This window comes from Prevotella sp. ne3005, assembly GCF_900110085.1.
In the GTDB taxonomy this organism is placed as follows: Bacteria; Bacteroidota; Bacteroidia; order Bacteroidales; family Bacteroidaceae; genus Prevotella.
The window spans coordinates 36,826-59,454 of sequence record NZ_FOCK01000005.1 but is presented as its reverse complement, the minus strand read 5'-3'; the positions used below and the strand labels follow the sequence as shown (position 1 = coordinate 59,454).

Annotated in this window: 23 protein-coding genes; 12 read left to right on the top strand and 11 right to left on the bottom strand. The window is 50.0% G+C overall.

Annotation, left to right across the window (positions count from 1 at the left end):
* Nucleotides 1–34: 34 nt before the first annotated feature.
* Together BMY16_RS08295 and BMY16_RS08290 are read right to left on the bottom strand one after the other, a co-directional pair.
* Entirely contained in the window at nt 35–901 is an 867-nt protein-coding gene (locus tag BMY16_RS08295; protein ID WP_139207173.1) for a hypothetical protein, read from the bottom strand.
* 201 nt (nt 902–1,102) lie between these two features.
* Nucleotides 1,103–1,333: a helix-turn-helix transcriptional regulator gene (locus BMY16_RS08290; protein ID WP_091841603.1), complete on the bottom strand. Its 231-nt coding sequence runs from the start codon at nt 1,331–1,333 to the stop codon at nt 1,103–1,105.
* 427 nt (nt 1,334–1,760) lie between these two features.
* Here BMY16_RS08290 and BMY16_RS08285 point away from each other — a divergent pair, with 427 nt between their 5' ends.
* From BMY16_RS08285 to BMY16_RS08270, 4 genes are all read left to right on the top strand, one after another.
* Nucleotides 1,761–1,982: a hypothetical protein gene (locus BMY16_RS08285; protein WP_091841602.1), complete on the top strand. Its 222-nt coding sequence runs from the start codon at nt 1,761–1,763 to the stop codon at nt 1,980–1,982.
* Entirely contained in the window at nt 1,979–2,599 is a 621-nt protein-coding gene (locus tag BMY16_RS08280) for a flavodoxin family protein (protein WP_091841600.1), read from the top strand. The genes BMY16_RS08285 and BMY16_RS08280 overlap by 4 nt, the downstream gene beginning before the upstream one ends.
* Before the next feature lie 389 nt (nt 2,600–2,988).
* The gene (locus BMY16_RS08275; RefSeq protein ID WP_091841599.1) at nt 2,989–5,040 is read left to right on the top strand and encodes a VapE domain-containing protein; all 2,052 of its coding nucleotides are present in this window, start codon (nt 2,989–2,991) and stop codon (nt 5,038–5,040) included.
* 206 nt (nt 5,041–5,246) lie between these two features.
* Complete coding sequence (locus BMY16_RS08270; protein WP_091841597.1) at nt 5,247–5,663, top strand: HU family DNA-binding protein; 417 nt, start codon at nt 5,247–5,249, stop codon at nt 5,661–5,663.
* A gap of 49 nt (nt 5,664–5,712) precedes the next feature.
* On the opposite strand, the gene pdxT is transcribed toward BMY16_RS08270, so the two are convergent.
* From pdxT to BMY16_RS08255, 3 genes are all read right to left on the bottom strand, one after another.
* On the bottom strand, nt 5,713–6,285 hold the full coding sequence (gene pdxT, locus BMY16_RS08265) for a pyridoxal 5'-phosphate synthase glutaminase subunit PdxT (RefSeq protein ID WP_091841595.1): 573 nt from the start codon (nt 6,283–6,285) through the stop codon (nt 5,713–5,715).
* Complete coding sequence (pdxS, locus tag BMY16_RS08260; RefSeq protein WP_091841593.1) at nt 6,282–7,160, bottom strand: pyridoxal 5'-phosphate synthase lyase subunit PdxS; 879 nt, start codon at nt 7,158–7,160, stop codon at nt 6,282–6,284. Before pdxS ends, pdxT begins: the two co-directional genes overlap by 4 nt.
* Nucleotides 7,161–7,269: 109 nt before the next feature.
* A complete protein-coding gene (locus BMY16_RS08255; RefSeq protein WP_091841592.1) occupies nt 7,270–8,163 on the bottom strand; it encodes a bifunctional hydroxymethylpyrimidine kinase/phosphomethylpyrimidine kinase in 894 nt (297 codons plus the stop codon).
* A 286-nt stretch (nt 8,164–8,449) separates the two neighbouring features.
* Between BMY16_RS08255 and BMY16_RS08250 the strand changes: the two genes are divergently transcribed.
* Nucleotides 8,450–9,178 (top strand): flavodoxin family protein, encoded by a 729-nt coding sequence (locus tag BMY16_RS08250; RefSeq protein ID WP_091841590.1) that lies wholly within the window; start codon nt 8,450–8,452, stop codon nt 9,176–9,178.
* A gap of 8 nt (nt 9,179–9,186) precedes the next feature.
* The gene (locus BMY16_RS15320) at nt 9,187–9,363 is read left to right on the top strand and encodes a rubredoxin (protein ID WP_139207172.1); all 177 of its coding nucleotides are present in this window, start codon (nt 9,187–9,189) and stop codon (nt 9,361–9,363) included.
* 88 nt (nt 9,364–9,451) lie between these two features.
* On the opposite strand, the gene BMY16_RS08245 is transcribed toward BMY16_RS15320, so the two are convergent.
* The 5 genes from BMY16_RS08245 to BMY16_RS08225 are packed head-to-tail and all read right to left on the bottom strand — an operon-like array spanning nt 9,452 to nt 15,269.
* Nucleotides 9,452–10,489 (bottom strand): ABC transporter permease, encoded by a 1,038-nt coding sequence (locus BMY16_RS08245; RefSeq protein WP_091841589.1) that lies wholly within the window; start codon nt 10,487–10,489, stop codon nt 9,452–9,454.
* A 5-nt stretch (nt 10,490–10,494) separates the two neighbouring features.
* Entirely contained in the window at nt 10,495–11,577 is a 1,083-nt protein-coding gene (locus BMY16_RS08240; protein WP_091841587.1) for an ABC transporter permease, read from the bottom strand.
* Nucleotides 11,578–11,581: 4 nt separating this feature from the next.
* Nucleotides 11,582–13,042, bottom strand: a complete 1,461-nt coding sequence (locus BMY16_RS08235; RefSeq protein ID WP_091841586.1) for an ATP-binding cassette domain-containing protein — start codon at nt 13,040–13,042, stop codon at nt 11,582–11,584.
* Nucleotides 13,039–13,971, bottom strand: a complete 933-nt coding sequence (locus tag BMY16_RS08230; protein ID WP_244512987.1) for an HlyD family secretion protein — start codon at nt 13,969–13,971, stop codon at nt 13,039–13,041. The genes BMY16_RS08235 and BMY16_RS08230 overlap by 4 nt, the downstream gene beginning before the upstream one ends.
* Before the next feature lie 20 nt (nt 13,972–13,991).
* A complete protein-coding gene (locus BMY16_RS08225; protein WP_091841584.1) occupies nt 13,992–15,269 on the bottom strand; it encodes a TolC family protein in 1,278 nt (425 codons plus the stop codon).
* Between the two features lie 148 nt (nt 15,270–15,417).
* On the opposite strand from BMY16_RS08225, the gene BMY16_RS08220 reads away from it, so the two are divergent.
* Nucleotides 15,418–16,320, top strand: coding sequence for a helix-turn-helix domain-containing protein (locus BMY16_RS08220; RefSeq protein WP_091841582.1), 903 nt, complete (start codon nt 15,418–15,420; stop codon nt 16,318–16,320).
* On the opposite strand, the gene BMY16_RS08215 is transcribed toward BMY16_RS08220, so the two are convergent.
* Nucleotides 16,311–17,213, bottom strand: a complete 903-nt coding sequence (locus BMY16_RS08215; RefSeq protein WP_091841580.1) for a helix-turn-helix transcriptional regulator — start codon at nt 17,211–17,213, stop codon at nt 16,311–16,313. The genes BMY16_RS08220 and BMY16_RS08215 overlap by 10 nt on opposite strands.
* A gap of 225 nt (nt 17,214–17,438) precedes the next feature.
* Here BMY16_RS08215 and BMY16_RS08210 point away from each other — a divergent pair, with 225 nt between their 5' ends.
* The 5 genes from BMY16_RS08210 (at nt 17,439) to BMY16_RS08185 (ending at nt 22,571) form a co-directional block, all read left to right on the top strand.
* Nucleotides 17,439–18,830, top strand: a complete 1,392-nt coding sequence (locus BMY16_RS08210; protein WP_244512985.1) for an amidohydrolase family protein — start codon at nt 17,439–17,441, stop codon at nt 18,828–18,830.
* A gap of 35 nt (nt 18,831–18,865) precedes the next feature.
* Nucleotides 18,866–19,831, top strand: coding sequence for a carboxymuconolactone decarboxylase family protein (locus BMY16_RS08200; protein WP_170836050.1), 966 nt, complete (start codon nt 18,866–18,868; stop codon nt 19,829–19,831).
* Between the two features lie 26 nt (nt 19,832–19,857).
* Nucleotides 19,858–20,775: an EFR1 family ferrodoxin gene (locus BMY16_RS08195; RefSeq protein WP_170836049.1), complete on the top strand. Its 918-nt coding sequence runs from the start codon at nt 19,858–19,860 to the stop codon at nt 20,773–20,775.
* Between the two features lie 96 nt (nt 20,776–20,871).
* Nucleotides 20,872–21,375, top strand: coding sequence for a cyclophilin-like fold protein (locus BMY16_RS08190; RefSeq protein WP_091841574.1), 504 nt, complete (start codon nt 20,872–20,874; stop codon nt 21,373–21,375).
* An 89-nt stretch (nt 21,376–21,464) separates the two neighbouring features.
* Nucleotides 21,465–22,571, top strand: a complete 1,107-nt coding sequence (locus BMY16_RS08185; RefSeq protein ID WP_411267777.1) for an alpha/beta hydrolase — start codon at nt 21,465–21,467, stop codon at nt 22,569–22,571.
* Nucleotides 22,572–22,629: the final 58 nt, after the last annotated feature.

Here is a 22,629-nt window from a genome sequence, read left to right as displayed (position 1 = left end):
ATTTTATTCATTATTATTTTAAACCTTCATCGTCTTATCCTCCCACTTTCAAATGCTCATACAGCTTCAGCCTCAGCACCTCGCCATTCTCGAACTCGAACTGGAACTTCCTGCGATTGAACCTCGGATTGTTCTTGTGGATTATCCGATGGTAGTTCGGGCTGATGATAATGATGTTCGTGGAGTCGTTGTTCTGCGAACGGGTGAAGTAGTCAATGTGGTGGGCCTCGACAACGCTGTCGCCATACGCGTCGCCAATCTTCTCGCCGCTAATCTCGTCGCGATAGTCGTAGAACCGCTTCAGGGTCAGGATAATGCTGCGGTCAATACGGCGATACTTCACCAACCGCTGCTTCTCCTCAATCGAAGCCGTCTTGTCGGCCATGAAGAACTGGTCGTCGTCGCTCTGCTCGTAAACTTCCTCGGGAATGGCGCTCAGCGTGTGGGCCAGTTGCTGATAGTCGGAGTTGGAGCAGCACTCCATGCAGAGCACGTCGGGCGACGAGGTCAGGTAGAGCCGGATGTACTCCTGCAGGTCGTCGGGCAGCGGAATCTGCCGCTTGCCCTTGCCCAGTTCCTGTTTCTGCGCAAACAGGTACGCATAGCTCTTTTGGAACACAGCCCGCAACTTAACGGCCAACGGCGACTGGCGGCCATAGCGAATCTGAATGACATCCTTATGTCCCGCCCAGTTGCTCTGCACGAAGTTCTGGTTCTTCAGTTTCGCATCGTAGAACTCGCCGTCAATCAGAATCTTGATGTCCTTGCTCTGCCCGTGCGTCAAGATGGATTCATCCCACGCCCTGAACAGCGAGCACACCGACACCGGAATGGTCATCCCGTCATTGAGCAACGACCAATCAACCGTCTTCTGCAATATAAATCCATTGTCGTAATCCATCAGAATTATATTTCGTTTTTTATATTCTTGTTTACTTCTTATCCTCTTCTTGGGGTCTTCTTACCATCTTCTTACCATAACGTAAGACTCGGCTTGGCTTCTCGACCCCCTCTCAAACCTCTCCCAAAGGTCTCGGCTTGCTCTCGGCCACCTCTATCCTCGGCCTACGCTACGCCCTTGCTACGATAGTTCTACTGTTGTTCATTTTGATTCCTGAGAAAGGAGATATTGTTTGTACTCTCTCACAAAGAGTTCTTTTAAGTCAACTTCCAGTAGATCTGCAATCTTTAAAATACACGCAAGGTCTGGTTGGGAAGAGTTCGTACACCACTTGCTGACAGTCGAGGGGTTAACACCGAGCTGCTCTGCCAGCCATTTGCTGGTACGTTTTTTCTCCACAAGAACCAATTTAATTCTGTTTACATCTTCCATACGATAAAGTTTTTATGCCACAAAGATAATGAAAATTTTTCATTTTCTGCCGAATATCTTGGTTTTTCTTCTAAAATTATGTTTTTTTACGAGTTTAGGTCTGACGACACGTTAACATTGGCACGATTGACAGCGGTCAAAACATCTGTCCCATATATATAATTAAGGTGGGACAGCAGTTTTGTGATTTCTTTATCTCTCAATGGGGGCTGTCTGCCATTGTATTAGAATACTGAAGAATTATTTGGTGATTTCGAGGAAAATGATTACCTTTGCATCAGATATTTGACATATTGAAACAAAGCAGAACGACGCAGACAGGAAGTTTCTAAACCGTTACCTATTAAAGTTTTGCTTATCTGTAAGTGATTGATAATTAAAGGAGTAGTCATTAGACTCGCAGATACAAATGGTATTAAACTATCGAATGATGAAACTGAAGAAACGTAAAATCAAGTACGCAACCATCTTCTTTATCTGCTGGTTTGCCCTCCTGGTATTCCTTGTGGATGGAGTCCTGAAATTCCAGACATTGGTTGACTATTTCGGCTCGTATGCTTTGGTAGAAGTTTCATTGTTGCTATTGGTTATCCTTCCTACGTTAGCAATTTACAAGTTTACAAAAGAACATAAAACAGAATCGAAATGAAAGTATTATTATTAAACGGCAGTGCCAACAAGAATGGCAACACTTTTACTGCACTATCGGAGATTGCCCGTCAATTGGAGAAGAATGGTGTAGAGTCGGAAATCATGCAGTTGGGCAACAAGCCCATCCGTGGGTGCATTGCCTGCGGACAGTGTCAGGCAAAGCAATTAGGCCATTGCGTCTTTGATGATGATGTCTGCAACCGTATCGTTGAAAAGCTCAATGAGGCCGATGCCCTCATCGTGGGTTCGCCTGTCTATTATGGTCAGCCCAACGGTGCAGTGATGGCTGTCCTGCAGCGTGCCTTCTTCTCAGGTGCTAACGTACAGAACAAACCTGCGGCTGCTGTAGCCATCTGCCGCCGTGGTGGTGCTACGGCTGCATACCAGACGATGAACATGATATTCGAGATGATGAACATGCCTGTGGTTACTTCGCAATATTGGAACATCGCCTACGGCTTGGCACCCGGTGAAGTAATACAGGACACAGAGGGAATGCAGACCATGCGAGTGCTTGCCGACAACATGGCTTGGTTGCTGAAAAAGATTCATGCCGATGACGATCCCGATTACCCTGAACGCGAACCGTGGCAAGGCATGAACTTTATCAGATAAAGCAGAACCTGAATAATGAATGCCGACTACATCCTGAACAAGGTAAACAAACTTAATTTCTGCTGCTGTTTTACTAACTCTATTGCTTCTTTACCCGTCAGATGCTCGATGTCAAAGCGGAAGACCAGATTTCCTCCGTGACCACAAACGGTTTCCAGAGGATATTACACTAGCAGTCGAACGATTAGAAGAAATGTTTTAGAAATATAGGAAATTTGCAAAAGTATCACTTTTTGCTATAATCATCTTATAATCAGAGACATAACATAAGTGATAGATAATTTTTATCTATCACTATTTGGGGGTCAAATGCAAGATTTTCTGTAAAAAGCTTGCATTTGACCTTAAAATTTTGTATCTTTGCAGTTAATAAAATAACCAACAAGAATATGAAAATAACAATTATCAACTCAGAAAGAAATGAAAAGAGGTACACGCGTGTTGAACTCGAGGAGTTTGTAGCGCAGTTGAGGGATGGCACCTATCGACAGCAGTATGTACGCGACTATAACAAGGAGGTGTGTTTTGCGGCAGAATGGGTGAAACAGAATGGCGAGTTGAAAGCAAAAAGCAACAACTGTCTGACACTGCTCTCGCTGGAAAATCTGCGCGACCTGAGTACCGTTGAGGAATATAAACGACTGGCTACCCAGCAGCCCTATACCCTACTCTGCTTTATGGGGCACGATGGTCATTCGCTCCACATCGTATGCCAGTACACCATTGCAGCCCCCGTCCCAGAAGGTAATCATAAAGCTCAAAACTTCATGCTCAATGCTCAAAGCCTTACCAACGCCTTCCGCAAACTGCATTTCATCTATTCGTCGCAGTTGGGTACGCCTTTGGCCGAACACGAGCCAACCTTCGAAACCAGTTGCAAGGCGAGCTACGATCCGCAGCCATTCTATAATCCATCAGCTATCGCCCTAACCGTTTCTTCAGAACCGGAAGCGACACCCGAATTCCGACCTATGCAGGAGGACATTAGCGACTATAATTATCCTGAGGAAATACCTGGTCTAAGTCTGCGCAACAGCCGAATGCGCCGATTCCACGATTGTCTCGATACTGCCATTGAGAAGTTTCGCGACATCAGTGATGATGAGGAATACACCATTGCCGTACTCGAACAGCTGGCTGACGGTTGTCGTCAGATAGGATTGCCTCAGGCATGGTGTGCACGTGTCGCTTCATTCATCCCGCTGTTTTCCGATAGTCTTGACAACAATGCCATCGAGTCCGCCTTCAAGACCGCCTACCTCAAGGAAACCCTGAAGACCATCCCGATGAAATATACCCGTCCTTCTGCCCTACTCGCCTTCAAGACTGAGGCATATATGAAGGAGCACTACACCCTGCGCCTTAACGTGATGACTGGCACGCCCGAATATCGCATAAACGCCGTAGGATATGGGTTCCAGCCGCTAGACCAGGCTGCCCGCAACACCATGGCCATCAAGGCGCTGAAGGCGGGGGTTGAATCGTGGGACAAGGATTTGAATCGCTATATCGACTCGAATCTCATCCCCAAATATTACCCGATGGAGGATTATCTGCGCCACCTGCCTAAATGGAACGGCAAGCACGACTATGTAGGTGAACTGGCCCGACGGGTAAAGACCGACAACAAGCACTGGGAAAGCGACTTCCATACCTGGATGCTCTCGATGGCAGCCCAGTGGCTCGGCAAGGACCGTCAGCATGGTAATGCCATCGTGCCCATGCTCATCGGTCCGCAGGGGTCAGGGAAGTCAACCTTCTGCCGCCGCCTGCTGCCAGAATATCTGCAGGTATATTTCAACGACCGCATCTCGATGAAGAATGACAACGACATCTTCCTCGCCATGTCGGGGTATGCGCTCATCAACATCGACGAGTTCGACGCCATGTCGAAGTCGCAGCAGCCCATTCTGAAGTACCTGATATCGAAGAACGACGTGAAGTTCCGTCCGCCATACGGCAAGACGATGGAAGAGCGCCAGAGGTTTGCCTCGTTCATCGCCACCACCAACAACCGCCGTCCTCTCGTTGACCCCACCGGCTCACGCCGCTTTGTCTGCGTCTACGCCGATGAGATTGACAACTCGGGGCTGATTAATTACGACATGCTCTACGCCCAGCTCTATACCGAGCTGCAGCAGGGGCGCCGCTACTGGTTCGAAGACGAGGAAAACGCCCGTATCATGCAGCAGAACGAGCAGTTCCAGCAGGTCAACAACTACGAGCAGATGATAGCCCTCACCTTTCTGGCACCCGAAGAGACATCCGAAGATGCAGACTTCGTATCTCTCCAACTCATCATGAAGCGACTTGAGAAACAGTTCCCTACCTTTACTATTACGAAAGGAACGGACGTTGAACTCGGAAGAAGGTTGACTAAAATGGGTTATGAACACAAACGGTTGAACAAAGGATCAGTATTCAGAGTTGAAGAGATATAATCTACAAAAGTAAAACAACTTGTTTTACTATGCTTCAGATAGTCTTTATAATAGGTAAAGATGGCACTTTAGAAAGTAAAACAACTTGTTTTACTTTGAGTGATGGTAGTGATAGATAGAAAATATCTATCACTTCACATAACAAACTGACAACAAACAAGTTATAACAAATAGTGATAGATAATTAAAAAAATAGCAAAACAAAAATGGCAGTACATATCAAACTTATCAAGAACAATATCAAGAGCAGCAGCTCTTATGGGAAATATTTTGCAAAAACAGTCAGTCAGGGCGAGGTAACGCTTGACGAGATAGCCGCTGAGGCTTGTCGCAACAGCGGCTTCTCAGAAGGTGCCGTTGTGGGTGTAGTAACCGAGCTACAGGACATCTTGAAGCAGAGACTTACCGAGGGGCAGACTGTAGTCCTTCCAGGTATAGGACGTTTCAGTCTTCGTGTAGAAAGTATCGGGGTTGATGATCCGAAGGCGTTCAACATCCGCCGTCATATCACCCGCATCGTCTGTGGTTTCCTCCCTGCCGGTCGTCGCATCCAGGGTCGCCATATCCTCTACGACTTCTGCGAAGGTGTCAAAGCCGTCTGGCAGACGGGTTTTAAACCTTAGATTTCAATCTATGATAATTCATAAAAAACAAAAGATTGTGACAAAAGCATTATTTATCAACGGAAGTCAGCGAAAAAACGGCACTTTCAAGAAAGAACTGGTGGATTCTTGGGTCGCAGTCTAATTCAGGATGGAATGCGGCAGCGAGTTGATTTCCTTGGCGTGCGGCAACGATATGCCCGTCGATGCTGGCAATGGGAATGCAGGCATCCGAAAGCACAGTTTCGATGTAGGGCGCACGTATGAAGGTCATTGGTAGGTCTTTGCCGATGCCCTCAACGGTGCCGACAGTGTGGAAACTACCTAACTGCCGTCCGTATGCATTCCTGCGCACAAGGATGTCCATCGTGCCGAGATAGCCTTTGGAAAGGAGGATCATGCCGGCGCATGTTCCAAAGACAGGCAGACCGCCAAGGATGGCTTCACGGATGGGATCATGCAGCCCCAGTTGTGAGAGTAGGCGCATCTGCACCGTACTCTCGCCACCAGGCAGAATCAGTCCGTCTTTGGGTTGCTGCCAGTCTTTCAGCTGTCGGATCTGGAAAGTCTCGACACCAAGCCGCTGCAGCATTTGCTCATGCTCGATGAATGCCCCTTGCAGGGCAAGAACCGCTATTCTCATTTTCCCCTCTCCGCCATTAAGAGTTCGATTTCCTGTTCGTTGATGCCCACCATTGCCTCGCCGAGGTCTTCGCTGAGTTCGGCCAGAAGTTTGGCATCCTGATAATTGGTGACGGCCTGCACGATGGCTGCGGCTCGCTTGGCGGGATTGCCGCTCTTGAAAATACCACTGCCCACGAACACACCCTCAGCACCGAGTTGCATCATCAGAGCGGCATCGGCTGGCGTAGCCACACCTCCGGCGGCGAAGTTCACTACGGGCAGCTTGCCGTTGTCATGCACGAAGCGCACCAGTTCGTAAGGCGCCTGCAACTGCTTGGCAGCCTCATAGAGCTCGTCTTCACTCATAGAAACCAGTCGTCGGATTTCGCTCTGCATCAGCCGCATGTGGCTGACGGCCTGCACCACGTCGCCCGTACCAGGCTCGCCCTTGGTGCGGATCATCGTTGCCCCCTCGGCGATACGGCGCAAGGCTTCACCCAGATTCTTTGCGCCACAAACGAACGGCACGTCGAATTTCGTCTTGTCGATGTGGTAGATATTGTCGGCAGGACTGAGCACCTCGCTCTCGTCGATATAGTCGATCTCGATGGCCTGCAGTATCTGTGCCTCGGCTATGTGTCCGATGCGACATTTCGCCATCACGGGAATGGTGACGGCATCTTGTATGCCACGAATCATTTTCGGGTCGCTCATGCGACTCACACCACCCGCAGCACGAATGTCGGCAGGGATCCTTTCCAAAGCCATCACGGCACAGGCGCCTGCTTCCTCGGCGATGCGAGCCTGTTCTGGGGTTGTCACGTCCATAATCACGCCGCCTTTCAGCATCTGAGCCAACTGGCGGTTAAGTTCTTGTCTTGAGTTTGCTTCCATATTCTTTTTCGTTTATGCGTTGATGAATGTGGCTGCAAAGTAACGGCAATTCTGCGAGAACACCGCACGATGTTCCCATTCTGATAAGTGAAAAGTCAATTTGTGCAAACTATCTCTTCCTGACTTCACTGGGAGCCTTGCCCGTCTGCTTCTTGTAATAACGCGAGAGATGAGCCTGTGAAGAGAATCCCAACAGGCCTGCAATCTCCTTTAGCGGTTTGTTGGTGCCGAGCATCGTGGAAATCTCTTCCATGATGCGTTCGTCGATGATAGACTTTGGTGAACGGTTGGCGACATGCCGCGTTACCTGTCCCAGATAACGGGCACTGACACCCAACTGCTCGGCATAGAAAGCAACGTCGCTGTAAAGGTGATGAAAACGATCGACAGCATCGAGAAACAGATTATAGAGCTCGCCGCTGCGGCTGCTGTCCTCAGTATAGCCCTTTGGGAACTGGCTCAGATAAGTGCGCGCATGGAGCATGGCTTCGTTGGTGTTTTCGCCACAACTGAGATAATAAGCCAGTGCTGCCGACAACTGGTTGGCTTGGCCGTGCAGACGAATGGCCGACGGCAGGTCGGAAGGCTCCAGCACAATGGTGCACAGCGGTATGATCTGCTCTTTGATGGCACTGAACACCTGAGGTTCCACTAGTTGGTCGCCATGGGTGGATGTCTGTACGGGCGCATAAATAATGTACCGTGGGTGATACTTCTGCATCATCTCTGCTATCGTTGCTACCACATCAATCCGCCTGACGAGGCCAATCTTCACTATCTGAGGCTGCAGATCGTTGAAGATGGCTTCTATCTGTTTGCGGACGATGGCAGCAGGCAGGTCGTAGAATTCCTGGATACCCAGCGTATTCTGTACGGTTATCGATGTGACAACTGAGGTAACCGTGCCCCCCAATTCACAGATACAGCGGATGTCTGCCTGTATGCCCGAACCGCCCGTGCCGTCAGAACCTGTAATCGCCAATATGGTCTGTTTATTGTTCATCTGGAATGATTATTTCTGGCGCGCTGTCTCTCCACGTAGCGTCCATGTGCCGACACCAATCTGCGGGATTTCTAAGCCATTGTTCAGTTTCATTGTCGTTCTGTTTTATAATTAATCATAAACTTGGGGCAAATATAGTAAATAATTCCCACTTTTTCGTATATTTGCACTAAGATTTAAGAAGAATTCAATTTTATTGCAATTTCTTCTTGCAAGGCATAGTCCAAGCGAGCTTGACTCTGCTCTTGCTTCGAGCGTCATTTGTGAATATGAAATAACAAGGCTTATGGACAGAAGAGATTTTATCAAGAAAGCAACAATCACTGCGGCTGGAGCAGCTGTTGTATCACCCGTGTCAGCCATACTACATTCGACAGAGGCTGGCAAGACTCCCAAAGTATTGTTAGTGAATGGCAGTCCGCGAACTGACGGCAACACGTTCTGCTGCTTGAAGGAGATTGAGGCGACGCTGCAGAAGCACGGTGTGGAGTCGGAGATAGTTCAGATTGGCCGCAAGCCTGTCCGTATGTGTATCAACTGCGGCGGTTGCCGACAGAATAATGGGGCTGGATGTGCGTTCGATGATGACATGTGCAGTGTAATTACTGAGAAGATGAAAGAATCAGATGCGCTCATCGTCGGTACGCCCGTCTATTACGGTCAGCCGAACGGCGGCATCCTCTCGCTGATGCAGCGGCTATTCTTCTCGGCAGGCCATCTGGTGCAGAACAAGCCCGCAGCAGCCTTGGCCGTCTGCCGTCGCGGTGGTGCCACGGCCACGCTCCAGACCATGAACATGATGTTCGAGATGATGAACATGCCCGTGGTGACCTCGCAATATTGGAACATTGCTTACGGCGCAGGCAAGGGCGAAGTAAAGCTCGACACCGAGGGCATGCAGACCATGCGCACGCTAGCCACTAACATGGCCTTCCTGCTTCAGAAGATACATGCCGACGGTCATCCCGCTCCCCAGCGTGACGAAAGACCGGCATTCATGAACTTTATCCGGTAAATATCGATATGGAAACAAGTGCAAGACTTTACACCTTGAATTATGACGAGGCAAAGACCTACATGTGGGCGGCAATCTTCGTAGCCTGCAATCTGGTGCTGCCCGTTATGGCTTTCAAGGACCTGCCTGATGACTGGCGTTTTCCACGCTGCAAACAAGGGAAAGAGAAGTTCAATAAAGCATAACACATAATCGGTTGACGCACAATCATGTTACTTCCTGATATAATAACACCCTCGGGCAACATGTCATGGTGCCAGCGCCGTCCTTAGATTAACTGTTCTTTTTATAGCTCTGCACCGCCCAACAGCCCATCAGTGTGCCGATGCCCGCAAGGGCTAAGACCTGGTGGGCAGTTTCGTGCAGTCCGCCACCACGGATGAATACGGTGCGGATGGCATCGATGAAATAGTGCATGGGGTTGATGTAGGTGGTCAGATAGGCCCACTGGGGCATGGAGCGCGTGGGGGTGAAAAGTCCTGAGAGTAGCATAATACTTACCACAAAGAACCACATCACGAACATGGCCTGCTGCATGGTGTCGGAATAGTTGGACACGATGAGGCCAAACGACGAGAAGAACAGCGCCAGCAGCATGGCAAGCACGTAGATGAGCCACACGGGTCCAGCTGGCGTGATGCCATAGACGAGCCAAGCCAACAACAAGCACACGGTGATGACAAACAGCGCGATGAGCCAGTAAGGAATGAGTTTGGCGAGGATGAACGCCCACTTGGAAACGGGTGTAACGTTGATCTGCTCGATGGTACCAGCCTCCTTCTCACCAACGATATTAAGTGTGGGCAGGAAGCCCGTCATCAGCATCATCACAATGGCAAAGAGGGCAGGAATCATGAAGAGTTTGTAGTTCTGTTGCTTATTGTAGAGGGTAAGCACGGAAGCAGCTGAGAACGTTGAGTCTGGCGCACGGACTATCTGCGATAGATAGGCCGAGCCCATCGCCCCCTTGGTGCCATTGACGGCATTGGCAGCGATGAGATACTTACCATCACGAATCTCGAGGATAACGTCGGCCCTACCCTTCTCGATGTCCTTTATCGCCTCAGCGTAGGTGGCTTTCTGTCCACCGAAGATAAAGTAGTTGGAGGCAGCAATCTGCTGTACCAATCGCTGAGACTCCACGGTGTGGTCGATGTCAACCACATCCACCACGATGTTCTTCACCTCCATCTGCATCACCCACGGCATCACGCACATGATCACGATGGGGAAAGCTACGATGAGTCGCGGCAAAAACGCATTACGACGGATCTGCAGGAACTCCTTTTGTATGAGATATTTCAGTGTCATATCAGTTACTCCAATCTTACATTAAACTTCTTCAGCGCAATGGCGAGCAGCACCACCGTCATAACTGCCAGTACAGCCACCTCGTGAGCCACTTCGCCAATGCCCACGCCCATAATCATCAGCTTGCGCATAGCCTGAATATAATAGCGAGGCGGCACGATAGCCGATATCCATTGCAGAATCGTTGGCATCGATTCTACAGGAAACAGCATGCCCGACAACATCACCACAGGCATCAACAGCACCATAGCCGAGAGCAGCAGGGCCACGAGTTGCGTCTGTGCTACGTTGGAGATGAGTAATCCCAGCGAGAGTGCCAGCAGGATATAGAGGGTACTCACAGCCAGAATCCAGAACAGCGAACCAGCCAGCGGTACTCCCAACACGAAACGTGCCATCAACAAGATGGTGATGAGGATGCCAAAGGCCAGTATCAGATAAGGCACTGCCTTAGCGATGATCACCATCAAGGGGCGCACTGGTGATACCAACAGCACCTCCATCGTACCTTTCTCTTTCTCACGGACAATCGAAATCGAGGTCATCATGGCACAGATGAGCATCAACAACATACCCATGATGGCAGGCACGAAATTATAAGCCGACTTCATCTGAGGGTTGTAGAGAAGTGAAGTGTGAATAGTGATAGGTGAATCATTCTTCGCAGCGTAAAGCGTCGCAGGTGCCGAGCGGTCTGCCGCTATGGTTTGCAGAGCATAGGTAGTCCATTGCTGTGCCATATTAGGATCGCTACCATCAACCATGATCTGCATGCCACGATTTTGTACAAACACCAGCGCCATATCGGCCTTCTGACTGCGGATGAGTTGTTCGGCTTCCCGTGGGGTGTTCACCGTCTGCGTGATAATGAAGTATTCCGATTGTGCCAATCGTTCTACGGCCTGCTGTGTACGGGGCGACATCTCTGACGTGACTACCACCGTGCGCACATTCTTCACATCGGTGGTGATGGCAAAGCCGAAGAGCAGCATCATCACCACAGGCATGCCGAAGAGTATCAACATCGTACGCTTGTCGCGCAGAATATGCTTGGTTTCCTTGATTACAAAAGCTATAAACTGTTTCATACTCTTAATCGCTTGAACGAGTGGCCTGACGGGCCAGATAGGTAAACACGTGATCCATATCGGGTTGGTGGAAACGTTGTTTCAGTTCGTCTGGTGTACCCAGTGCACTGATCTTGCCGTCCACCATGATTGATATGCGGTCACAATACTCCGCCTCGTCCATATAATGGGTGGTCACAAAGACCGTGATGCCACGATGGGCTGCGTCGTAGATGAGCTCCCAGAACTGGCGGCGCGTAGCGGGATCAACACCACCCGTGGGTTCGTCGAGGAACACCACACCTGGGTCGTGGAATATCGAGACTGAGAAGGCCAGCTTCTGCTTCCAACCTAAGGGCAACGAACCCACCAAGTCATCGCGATGGTCTTCAAACTTCAACTGCCGCAGCACCTCGTCCATCTTACGCTTCACCTCGTCGGGTTTCATGCCGTAGATACCAGCAAAGAGACGAATATTCTCGGCAACAGTCAAGTCTTCGTAGAGCGAGAACCGCTGCGACATATAACCGATATGCTTCTTTATCTGCTCATATTCCGTGCGGATGTCAAAGCCTACCACCCTACCCGTTCCGCTGGTGGGCTGGTTCAGGCCTGTCAGCATGTGCATAGCCGTCGTCTTGCCTGCACCGTTGGCACCCAGGAATCCGAATATCTCGCCCCTCTTAACACTGAATGAGATGTCGTCAACGGCATGGAAATCGCCAAAGGCTTTAACCAGATGTTCTACTTCGATGACGTTATCTTCTTTCACTTCTGCAATCTTCTCGTGTTCAATGCCTGACGGATTGAAGATACTGGCAAACTGGGTGAGAATATCATTGGGAGTACCAATGCCGCGCACCTTACCCTGATCCAGAAAAGCGACACGCTCACAGCAACGAACTTCATCAAGATAAGGCGTTGAAGCCAAGATAGTTATTCCCCGTTCCTTCAACAAGAGCAGCATCTCCCATAACTCCTTGCGGCTCACAGGATCGACACCCGTGGTGGGCTCGTCGAGGAAGAGTACACTCGGCTGGTGTACCAATGCACACGAGAGCGCCAGTTTCTGTTTCATTCCCCCCGATAGGGCTCCTGCCTTACGGTCTTTGAAGCGCTCTATCTGCGAGTAGATGGCCTTGATACTATCGTAACCTTCATCAACAGTGGTCCCGAAAAGGGTGGCAAAGAAGTTCAGGTTTTCCTCGATAGTGAGGTCTTGATAGAGCGAGAACTTGCCTGGCATATAGCCCACTCGGGAGCGCACCTCATGCATCTGCTTCACCACATCGTAGCCATCTACCGCCGCCGTACCTGCATCGGGCAGCAACAGCGAACAGAGGATGCGAAACATCGATGTCTTGCCGGCACCATCAGGACCTATCAGTCCAAAGACCTCGCCCTTGCCGACAGAGAACGACACATCGCTGAGTGCCTGTACCCGTCCGTACGACTTACTGATATTCTTTACCTCTATTGCGTTCATAGCTTCAACTCGCCGTACATACCAATCTTCACGAATCCGTCGTTACGGATAGCTACCTTGACGGCATACACCAGATCGGCACGCTCATCGTCAGTGAGGATAGTCTTGGGTGTAAACTCCGAACGAGACGATATCCAACTGATGGTGCCTGCATACTCTTTGCGTTGACCATCACCGTAGTCGGCAAACACCTTTACCTGTTGACCAATCTTGATGTTCTGCAACTGGGCAGAAGTGACGTAGGCACGCAGGTGCATTGACTCAGTATCGGCTATCTTAAACAACGGTTTACCCACACTCACAAATTCACCACGCTCCACATATTTCTCAAGCACAGTACCCTTTGTGGGAGTCATGATGTGACATTTGCGCAACATATCCTGCAACTGTGCTTTCTGCACATCAGCAGCAGCTGTCTGCTTGTCGAGGGCCTGCGTGCTGGTGTTCAGCGATGATATCTGCGCATCCAGTTGCTTCTGCAGCACCTTCACCTGACTCGTGGCATCGTCGAGCATCTTCGAGGGAGCTGCCCCGTCAGCCACCAACTCACGGTAGCGCTGCTCGTCTTGCTGAGCCTTAGCCAACTGCTGGCGCGTAGCTGCTATCTGGCGTTCCATATCGGGCTTCTGACTCTGATAAACCGCTTTCGTAGCATCCATCTGCTGAATCTTCAGCCACGTCTGTGTGGTATCAATGAGCCCCACCTGTCGAGCTGCCTCAATCATGTCACCTTCGTTCACATCGAACGACAGCAATGCCCCACTCTGTTCTGCAAACACGGTCGTCTCGGTAGCCTCGAACGTACCTGTTGCATCGTAGTCTTTCTCACTTCCTCCGCAGGCAGCAAGAAAAGGTAAAAGGGTGAAAAGGTAAAAAGGTAAAGCACCTATCACCGACCCCAAATTCTTTAAACATTCGTTCTTTTCCATATTTATCATTTTTTACTTTCTTACTTTTCACCAATGGTGTATTTGTTATCGTATATCTCTTTCAGCATTTCAATCTCGTGTACCGACTGTTGCACACAAGCCGCATTCTCCTGATTAATCTCGCGCACTAAGTCGTTCACGTCGATGATGCCATGTGCCAGCTTCGATTCTGCCGCCTTTCTCACAGCCTGTCGCAGCGAGATAATCTCCCCGTCGTGGGCCATCAGCTTCTGGTAGCGCTCTATGTTCTCATTCTGCTGAATCTGTTCCAGGTTATTATTGAAGAGGAACACCTCCCGACTGCTCTCCGTCATATCACGCTGCAACTGCAGTTTTGCCTTGTCGTTCTTGCGGGTATAGAGGGCACCGATGTTCCATGTAACACGTGCACCGACAATGCCGTTCAGGGTCCATTTATGGCGCATCATGTCCTCAAACATATTCAAACCTGGATAGCCATAGTAACCCTGCGCAAACAAACCCACCTTCGGCATCAGCGCTGCGTTGAGTGCCTTTTCCTGAGCATTCAGCACACTGATCTGTGCATCCAGTGCCTTCAGTTCTGGTCTCTGGTTTCCTGTCGCCAGATTTCTGCCATCAGACTTCACTTGTGGCTTCTGTATGTTGTTGATCTCGATACCACAAAAAGTGCTCAGCATGCGTTGTAGCATCTGTTTCTGCGATACCAGCTCAGTGCCCTTCTGCACCGCATTCAGTCTCTCTGCCTTCACACTCTGCAGGTCGCTTTCGGCTGCTGTTCCGCGCTTGGTCATCGACTCCAGTTTGCGTTCGTTGCCTGCCAACAATGTCTGCAGGTCAGTGTTCAACTTGATTTGTTCGTCAATCAGCAACAGCCCGAAATACATCTCATTCACACGCTTGCGAACATTATAAATATTGACTTCGTTCTGTGCCGCCTGCACCTTGCCCTGTTCACGGGCTATACGCTTCTGACTGCCTATGACACCACCGTCGTAGATAGTCTGCTGCACATCGATACCCACTCGGTACTGATCCTTCGTCAGTCCTCTCATGTCGATGCCCATACCGCTCATCATCGTTTTCATCTCACTGGGCCACGCCGTCACATCGCTCTGATACGTGGCTTGTGCTGATGCCGACACCTGTGGCAGCCAGCCCTTCTGAATGTTGGCCACCGTCAGCTGGGTGGTCTTTTCGATAAGTCCATACTGCTGTATCAACGGGTAATTCTTCTCTGCAGCCTGTTGGCACTCTTCCAGTGTCTGTCCATGTACCAGCATCGGCAGCATCGTCAAAGCTAAAACCAATTTCTTCATATCTCTTTTGTCATTGAATTCTGAGTGCAAAAGTACGATAATTTTTTCATCGTGGCGTTATCTGCAGGAATGGAAAGATGTTCTTTTTGTTCGATAATTTGTTTTTTCGCTCGTTTATTCGTATCTTTGCAAACAAAAAGGACTTCTTATGAACAAACAACCGCAACTGATGGACCGTTCGCAGATGCAGCACATATTAGCTCCTGATCTGCAGAAGATACGCCAACAAGTGTATTTTGATAATGAGCTTGGCATCGTGCATGGAGATTCGACGGTGTTCAAACTCATTATGAAGCAGAAGCCACCATTCATTATCAACGACCACCGACTGGGTGTTATTCTGAATGGCGAGGCCTGCATCAACTTCAACCTGCAAGACCGCCACCTCACTGCAGGTACATTGGCCTATCTGGGGCCTGGCACCATCATCATGCCTCATCAGTTCTCGAACAACTTTGAAATTCGTGGCGTGATACTTTTCAGCCAGTTTCCTATGCCTTTTGCCCCAGGACAGATGCCGTCGGCCTTCAACGGACAGGTGCGCGATTTCCAAATACCCCCCAGCGAGAGCGACCAGCAGACGGCACTCGACATCATCGAAACGCTTTGGAAGATGGTGCATCAGCCCGAATACCATCATCCCACAGCCAGCGCACTTGTGGCAGCATTAATGCAACATTACGACGGATGCTATCGCAAACAAGCTGACCGGGCTATTCACTCACAATCGCGCGAGCAGACCATCTTCGACCGTTTCCTTCAACTGGTCACCCAGCATTGTGCCGAACAACACCAGATAGGCTACTATGCCGAGCGTATGTGCCTCACTGAGCGCTACCTGACCACCGTCATCCGCCAAACCAGCGGCACCACCGCCAAGGATTGGATAGACCGTGCCCTCATCACCCGCATCAAAATAGAACTGCGCCACACAGACAAGTCTTCGGCGCAGATAGCTGAGGAGATGCACTTTGCCAACCCCTCGTTCTTCTCCAAGTATTTCCGCCGCCTCACGGGGATGACACCTGGAGAGTATAAAAACTACGGTTGATTTTTTCCTAAGAACTCGCTGGGAGTAAGCCCCGTGATGCGCTTGAAGAGACGAGTGAAATGGTGGGGGAAATCGAAGCCCAGCAGACGGGAGGTCTCGCTGATGTTGTGACCCTGCATCAACAGACTTTTCGCCTGATTGATAACGTAGTTGTGGATGTAGCCAATGGCAGTGCCACCAGTTGCCTTGTGGACAATATCGCCAAAATAGCGAGGCGAATAGGCCAGTTCGGAGGCACACCAAGCGACGGTAGGCAAACCCTGCATCAGCTGCCGGTTCTCACGAAAATAGGTTTGAAGCAGATTGTGAAAACGCTTCAGCAGGTCAGCCTCTCCCCTGTCCTCTTCGAACAACTGGCGTTGGTAGATACGGTTGCAGTATTCCAGTATCAGGCGCAGATAAGCCAGCAGCACATTTCTTAAAGACGGCGAATCCTCATGAGTCTGCAGCTCTTGTCGCATCTGAGCCACCAGTTGCGTGATGCAGAGCCATTCGTCGGGCTCCATACGCAATGAACCGTCGAAGAAATACGAGAAGAACTGATAGCGGTCTATCTGACGTTCCAGCTCGGAGCCATGCAACAGCTCGGGCGACCACAACAGCACCCAGCCACACAATGAGATGCGCTCGCCATTGTCTTCCAATCCGCCTATCTGTCCTGGTTCTACAGCTATGATGGAGCCATCGCTCACCTGTAATTTCCGCATGCCATAAGAGAGATTGAATGGAAACTGACGTTGGATGAACAGCCCATACACGCCATAGTTGTTCAGGCTATGACGAAAGGGTGCCAACTCATCATAATGGATGATGCTAACCAGTGGGTGCAACAGCGGAGCATCCACAAAACGAGCATAGTCGTTGGGAGTGTCAACCTTCAAAATATTCCTCATATCGATGGCAAAGATACGCAAAATAGTCTAATAATGGTATGTTTTTTACGTTTTTTAAGCACTTTCTGCGAAATTGGTATATAATCAGCCAATTTGTGTAATGCCTATATATAATAATGTGTGTAACTTTGCACCCATACGGTACCAAAACCGTAGTACAAGTACTGTAGGATACTCATTAAGAATAATTGAAAAGTGAAAGCTAAAACATTATTGCTGGGTCTTATGATAGCAGCAAACGGTTTCGCTCAGGGCGTGATTGATGTGCACTCGCACATCATCACTCCTGAGTATGTGTCTTCACTCGAAAATGAGGGCAGACTGATGGACGAGGGATTCCCCTTGCCGAAGTACGACGTGGAGAATCATCTCAAATGGATGGACGAGGCCGGTGTGCAGACATCAGTATTGACGTTGGCTGCACCACAGCCATCATCGGCTGAGGTGATAAGACAAGCCAACGAAACTGCCGCTCGCATCAAGAAAGAGCATCCTGGCAGATTCCTGTTCTGTGCTGCCCTACCCTTGACCGGTGGTCGAGCTTACTCACGCTCGGTAGTCGAAACGAGTTCCGACTCCGCTCGCCCAATCGCAACTTTGTCCGATGTCACGAAAGCCATTGAGGAGGTGAAGTATGCCCTTGACGTGCTGAAGGCCGATGGCATCAAGTTGGCAACAAACGTTGGTGGACAGTATCTTGGTGCACCAGAACTCGACACGCTTTTCTCGGTCTTGAACGAGCGCAAGGCTGTGGTGATTCTGCATCCGCATCGCCCTGAACCGGTAAATAAGCAGGTGATGCAGCAGACACCGCTGGCCATGCAGGAATATCTCTCGGAGACCACCCGTGCCGTATCGAACATGATCAGTCGCAACCTGTTGGCTCGCTATAATAACATCAAGGTGGTGGTGCCCCATTGCGGTGCCTATCTGCCGTTGGCCATCCCTCGCATGAAGTCGCTGACGCCCGTGATGCAAGCCAACAAGATGGTGGGAGAGATTGACTACGAGGCCAACCTCCGTGCCCTCTACTACGACCTCGCTGGTGCACACTCTCCCGAGGTCATCCGCATGCTACTCACCATCACAACACCCGACCATCTGCTCTACGGATCCGACTATCCTTACGTCGCTCCACAGGTGCTCAAGCAGAGTCTGACGAGAATGAAGGACTATCTCTCGAAAGAGCCCGACCTCACACCATTCCGCGAGATGATCCTGTGGAAAAATGCAAAGTGGTTGTTTGACCAATCGGAAGAAAAGCCATCGGCAGAGACAACTGCAACAAACATGATTGTCCGCATAGCAGAGATTGAGGTGTTTCCACAGTATTTGGAAGAATACTTAGCCTTCGCCAACGAGGTGGATCGCCTCAGTATAGAGCGCGAGCCTGGCGTAATTTGCTTGTTCCCCATGCAGAGTGCCGAGGACTCATGCCAGATTCGCATCCTTGAAATCTATGCATCCGAGGAAGTTTATCAACAGCACCTGAAGACCCCTCACTTCCAGAAGTACAAGCAGGGCACGCTCCACATGGTGAAAGACCTGAAACTACCCACGATGAAGCCGCTCGACCCAGAGACGATGAAACTGATATTTAAAAAAAGAGATAAATGAAAAGAATCGTTTTATTTTTAATCGCAATATTGACTATGTCTACAATAGATGCAAAGACGCTAACAGAGCGTCAGCAGGGATTGGCTGCATGTGCCTGCCTGATGGCACAGGGTGATATGGAACGTTTGGAACCTGCCGTGCGTATGGCGCTGGACAATGGTGTAACTATCAACGAACTGAAAGAGGCGTTCTCGCAACTCTATGCCTACACAGGGTTCCCACGAAGTCTGAATGCGTTGGGAGTATTGAATAAGGTATTGGAAAACAAGCAGCCTAACTGGCAGGAAGGGAAGCCTTGGAAGCGTCCTGCTGAGTGGGACGATGCCAAAAAGGCCTACGAACTGGGCACCAAGAACCAGACTCAGCTCTCTGGGAAGCCCTTCAACTATACCTTCTGTCCTCAGGACGACTACTATCTGAAGTCGCATCTCTTTGGTGACATCTTCGCTGGCGACCAGCTCTCTGCTGCCGATCGTGAGATAGTTACCGTAGCAGCCCTGAGTGGTCTCGAAGGCGTGGCTCCACAACTCGCCGCCCACAAACAAGGAGCCGTGAATATGGGCAACTCGAAGCAACTGGTCGATGAGCTCTCAGCTTGGCTCTGCAACGAGGGTTACACCCTGAGCACCAAGTGGCCCAAAGGCGAGCCCAATCCTTACGGCAAGTATTTCACAGGACAGAGTTATCTGGCCGATGTCGGTGGTGGTGTCATGAACGTTACATTCGAACCACGTTGCCGTAACAACTGGCACATTCACCACAAACAGGTACAGGTATTGATTTGCGTCGCTGGTCGTGGTTGGTATCAGGAATGGGGCAAGGAGCCGCAGGAGATGACTCCCGGCACCGTCATCGCCATCCCTGCCGAAGTGAAACACTGGCACGGGGCCCAAAAAGACTCATGGTTCCAGCATCTCACCTATCACAAGGATGTCCAGGAAGGTGCCAGCAACGAGTGGTGTGAGCCTGTGGCGGATGAAATGTATGACACGCTTAAGTAATGAAGGATATGGATATCAACAAGAAAATGAACAGAAGAGATGCCCTGAAACGCATGGGAACTCTGATTGCAGGAGCAGCGATTGCAACTACCCCTCTTGCAGCAAAAGTCGTAACTCCCAAACCAGCAAGAATCAAGAGACTCGTCTTTTTCTTCTCGGCAACAGGCAACAGCCTTTACGTCGCCCGGCAACTGGGCGGCGACAAGGCTGAATTGCGCAGTATCTCACAGGAAATCCACAATGAGAATCCCGTCTATGAAGCGGAAGAAATCGGGTTTGTCTGCCCGGTCTATTGCTTCATACCGCCGGCAATCGTCCAGGACTTTATCGCCCGTTCCACTTTCAAGGCCGATTATTTCTTCACCGTCGGCACTTATGGTGCGCATAGTACCATCTTTCCTGAGTTTGTTGACAAGTTTGCCAAAGAGCATGGGGTGCAGATGAACAATATTTCCACCATTCAGATGGTCGATACATACCTACCGTATTTTGATGCAGAAAAGGAAAAGGCAGACCCGAAGAATCAGCGTGTTCCAGAGCGGATTGCCGCCGTCCTCGCGTCCATTAACAGTCGTGAGAACTATATTCAGGCAGTCACCCAGGAGGACCGTATGATCTGCGAAGGCTATTACCGCCACTCTGGCAGGGATCGTCAAAGACCTACGGTCACCCGTTCCGAGAAAATTGTCTTTTCGACGGATGCATGTGTTGGATGCGGTGTCTGTACCTCCGTCTGTCCGCATGGTTCTTGGAAGGTCGTCGACGAAAAGGGTGTTCCTGAAGGCGATTGCGAGAACTGTCTGGCCTGCGTTCATAACTGCCCGCAGAAAGCCATTTCCATCATCCCCACGCCTCCAGAGCCTGAAGAGCCGAACCGCAATGCCCGCTATCGCAACCCCAACGTGAAACTTGGCGACTTGATAAAGGCCAACAGCCAGAATTAAATGAAATCAGGAACAAATATGAAACATATTTTATTATTTCTAGCAGTAATGCTTCTAACAGGTTGCTCGAAAGACAGTGAAGTGATGGCACAAACTATGACACAGAAATTGTATATCACCATCGGTGGACAAACGCAAAGCGCAACACTGGTGGATAATGATGCTTCGCGTGAATTGGTTGCTGCACTACAGAGTGCACCCATCACCGTCACACTCAACGACAACAATTTCGAGATTTGGGGTCCTTTGGGCAGATCGCTGACAACGAAAAACGAGCAGATGACAGCTCAGCCTGGAGATATTGTGCTCTATAACGGCAGCAACATCTGTATATTTTATGCCGGCAACTCTTGGAGCTACACCCGTTTAGGCAAAATAGATGGGCTCTCTGAGAGCGAGCTACGCACATTCCTAAAAGCAGGCGAAAGCAATATCAGTGTAACGCTGTCGCTTTCGTCGGGCACAAACGCCATAAGGAGCCTTACCCCTAACTCTTCTTCTAAGGACGAAGGGAATATATATTCGCTGAATGGTGTGAGGGTAAACAATCCCTCTAAAGGTATCTATATCAAGAATGGTAACAAGGTCGTGATTAAGTGAGTAAAATGGAAGCTCGATTACATTTTCGAACGTGAACGAGCTCGAACATAGTTCAAAATGGTTTTATGAAGCAGATATTATTAGCCGCAATGCTGCTGGGCGGAATACTAGCAGATTGCACAAACAGTAACAAACAAACTACAGACAGCAATATGGAACAGAAATTGACATTGACGCAGGAATGGGACAAGGTGTTCCCATTGAGCGAGAAAGTGAACCACCGTAAGGTGACGTTTGAAACACAGTATGGCCTGACACTGGCTGCAGATCTCTATACGCCAAAGGATGCCGAAGGTAAGTTGGCCGCTATCGCTGTCAGTGGTCCTTTCGGAGCCGTCAAGGAGCAGTGTAGCGGACTCTATGCGATGAAGATGGCAGAACGTGGTTTCGTGGCACTGGCCTTCGACCCTTCCTATACCGGTGAGAGCAGCGGTGAACCGCGTCGCACAGCTTCGCCCGACATCAACACCGAAGACTTCATGGCTGCCGTCGATTTCTTGTCGAAGCAGGATAATGTGGATGCCGAGAAGATTGGTATCATCGGCATCTGCGGTTGGGGAGGCATTGCTCTGAATGCTGCCGCTGCCGACACACGTATCAAAGCCACCGTAGCCTCAACAATGTATGATATGACACGCGTCAGCGGCAACGACTACAACGATGCCTTCGACGTGGAAGAAGCTCGCCACAAGAACCGTGAGAATCTCTCGAAGCAGCGACTCGCCGACCCCAATGCGATGGCTGGCGGCGTGCTGGATACTGTACCCCCACAGGCTCCCCGTTTCGTGCACGACTACTATGATTATTACAAGACCCCACGTGGCTATCATGCACGCTCTGGCAATTCTAACGACGGTTGGCGCGTCATCGGGACCCAGGCATACGCCAACAGCCGTTTCCTCTACTACATCAACGAAATACGCTCTGCCGTTCTCGTGATGCATGGTGCCGATGCCCACTCACGCTACTTTGGCGAGGCTGCCTATCACTATATGGTAGATGGTAAGGCCGAGGGGTACAAGTTCGTTGGTGAGCCCAACCCCAACCCCGAGAACAAGCAACTGCTCATCATCCCCGATGCCTCACATTGTGACCTCTATGATGGCGGCTACGAGGAGAAGGCTGGTCAAGGTCAGCCCAAGAACATGATTCCTTGGGATAAACTGGCGGCGTTTTTTAAGACCAATCTAAAATAGCAACTGCTCTGTTCAGACGATAGGCTGGCTGACTATCCACAGCTTGGACATTCACACT

Coding starts and splice junctions, on each gene's coding strand:
- BMY16_RS08250 (WP_091841590.1), top strand. CDS start 8,450: ATGGACAGAAGAGATTTTATCAAGAAAGCAACAATCACTGCGGCTGGA.
- BMY16_RS08220 (WP_091841582.1), top strand. CDS start 15,418: ATGAACAAACAACCGCAACTGATGGACCGTTCGCAGATGCAGCACATA.
- BMY16_RS08235 (WP_091841586.1), bottom strand. CDS start 13,042: ATGAACGCAATAGAGGTAAAGAATATCAGTAAGTCGTACGGACGGGTA.
- BMY16_RS08215 (WP_091841580.1), bottom strand. CDS start 17,213: ATGAGGAATATTTTGAAGGTTGACACTCCCAACGACTATGCTCGTTTT.
- BMY16_RS08210 (WP_244512985.1), top strand. CDS start 17,439: ATGATAGCAGCAAACGGTTTCGCTCAGGGCGTGATTGATGTGCACTCG.
- BMY16_RS08230 (WP_244512987.1), bottom strand. CDS start 13,971: ATGGAAAAGAACGAATGTTTAAAGAATTTGGGGTCGGTGATAGGTGCT.
- BMY16_RS08255 (WP_091841592.1), bottom strand. CDS start 8,163: ATGAACAATAAACAGACCATATTGGCGATTACAGGTTCTGACGGCACG.
- BMY16_RS08285 (WP_091841602.1), top strand. CDS start 1,761: ATGATGAAACTGAAGAAACGTAAAATCAAGTACGCAACCATCTTCTTT.
- BMY16_RS08275 (WP_091841599.1), top strand. CDS start 2,989: ATGAAAATAACAATTATCAACTCAGAAAGAAATGAAAAGAGGTACACG.
- pdxS (WP_091841593.1), bottom strand. CDS start 7,160: ATGGAAGCAAACTCAAGACAAGAACTTAACCGCCAGTTGGCTCAGATG.
- BMY16_RS08270 (WP_091841597.1), top strand. CDS start 5,247: ATGGCAGTACATATCAAACTTATCAAGAACAATATCAAGAGCAGCAGC.
- BMY16_RS08280 (WP_091841600.1), top strand. CDS start 1,979: ATGAAAGTATTATTATTAAACGGCAGTGCCAACAAGAATGGCAACACT.
- pdxT (WP_091841595.1), bottom strand. CDS start 6,285: ATGAGAATAGCGGTTCTTGCCCTGCAAGGGGCATTCATCGAGCATGAG.
- BMY16_RS08225 (WP_091841584.1), bottom strand. CDS start 15,269: ATGAAGAAATTGGTTTTAGCTTTGACGATGCTGCCGATGCTGGTACAT.
- BMY16_RS08290 (WP_091841603.1), bottom strand. CDS start 1,333: ATGGAAGATGTAAACAGAATTAAATTGGTTCTTGTGGAGAAAAAACGT.
- BMY16_RS08240 (WP_091841587.1), bottom strand. CDS start 11,577: ATGAAACAGTTTATAGCTTTTGTAATCAAGGAAACCAAGCATATTCTG.
- BMY16_RS08245 (WP_091841589.1), bottom strand. CDS start 10,489: ATGACACTGAAATATCTCATACAAAAGGAGTTCCTGCAGATCCGTCGT.
- BMY16_RS08200 (WP_170836050.1), top strand. CDS start 18,866: ATGTCTACAATAGATGCAAAGACGCTAACAGAGCGTCAGCAGGGATTG.
- BMY16_RS15320 (WP_139207172.1), top strand. CDS start 9,187: ATGGAAACAAGTGCAAGACTTTACACCTTGAATTATGACGAGGCAAAG.
- BMY16_RS08195 (WP_170836049.1), top strand. CDS start 19,858: ATGAACAGAAGAGATGCCCTGAAACGCATGGGAACTCTGATTGCAGGA.
- BMY16_RS08190 (WP_091841574.1), top strand. CDS start 20,872: ATGACACAGAAATTGTATATCACCATCGGTGGACAAACGCAAAGCGCA.
- BMY16_RS08295 (WP_139207173.1), bottom strand. CDS start 901: ATGGATTACGACAATGGATTTATATTGCAGAAGACGGTTGATTGGTCG.
- BMY16_RS08185 (WP_411267777.1), top strand. CDS start 21,465: ATGCTGCTGGGCGGAATACTAGCAGATTGCACAAACAGTAACAAACAA.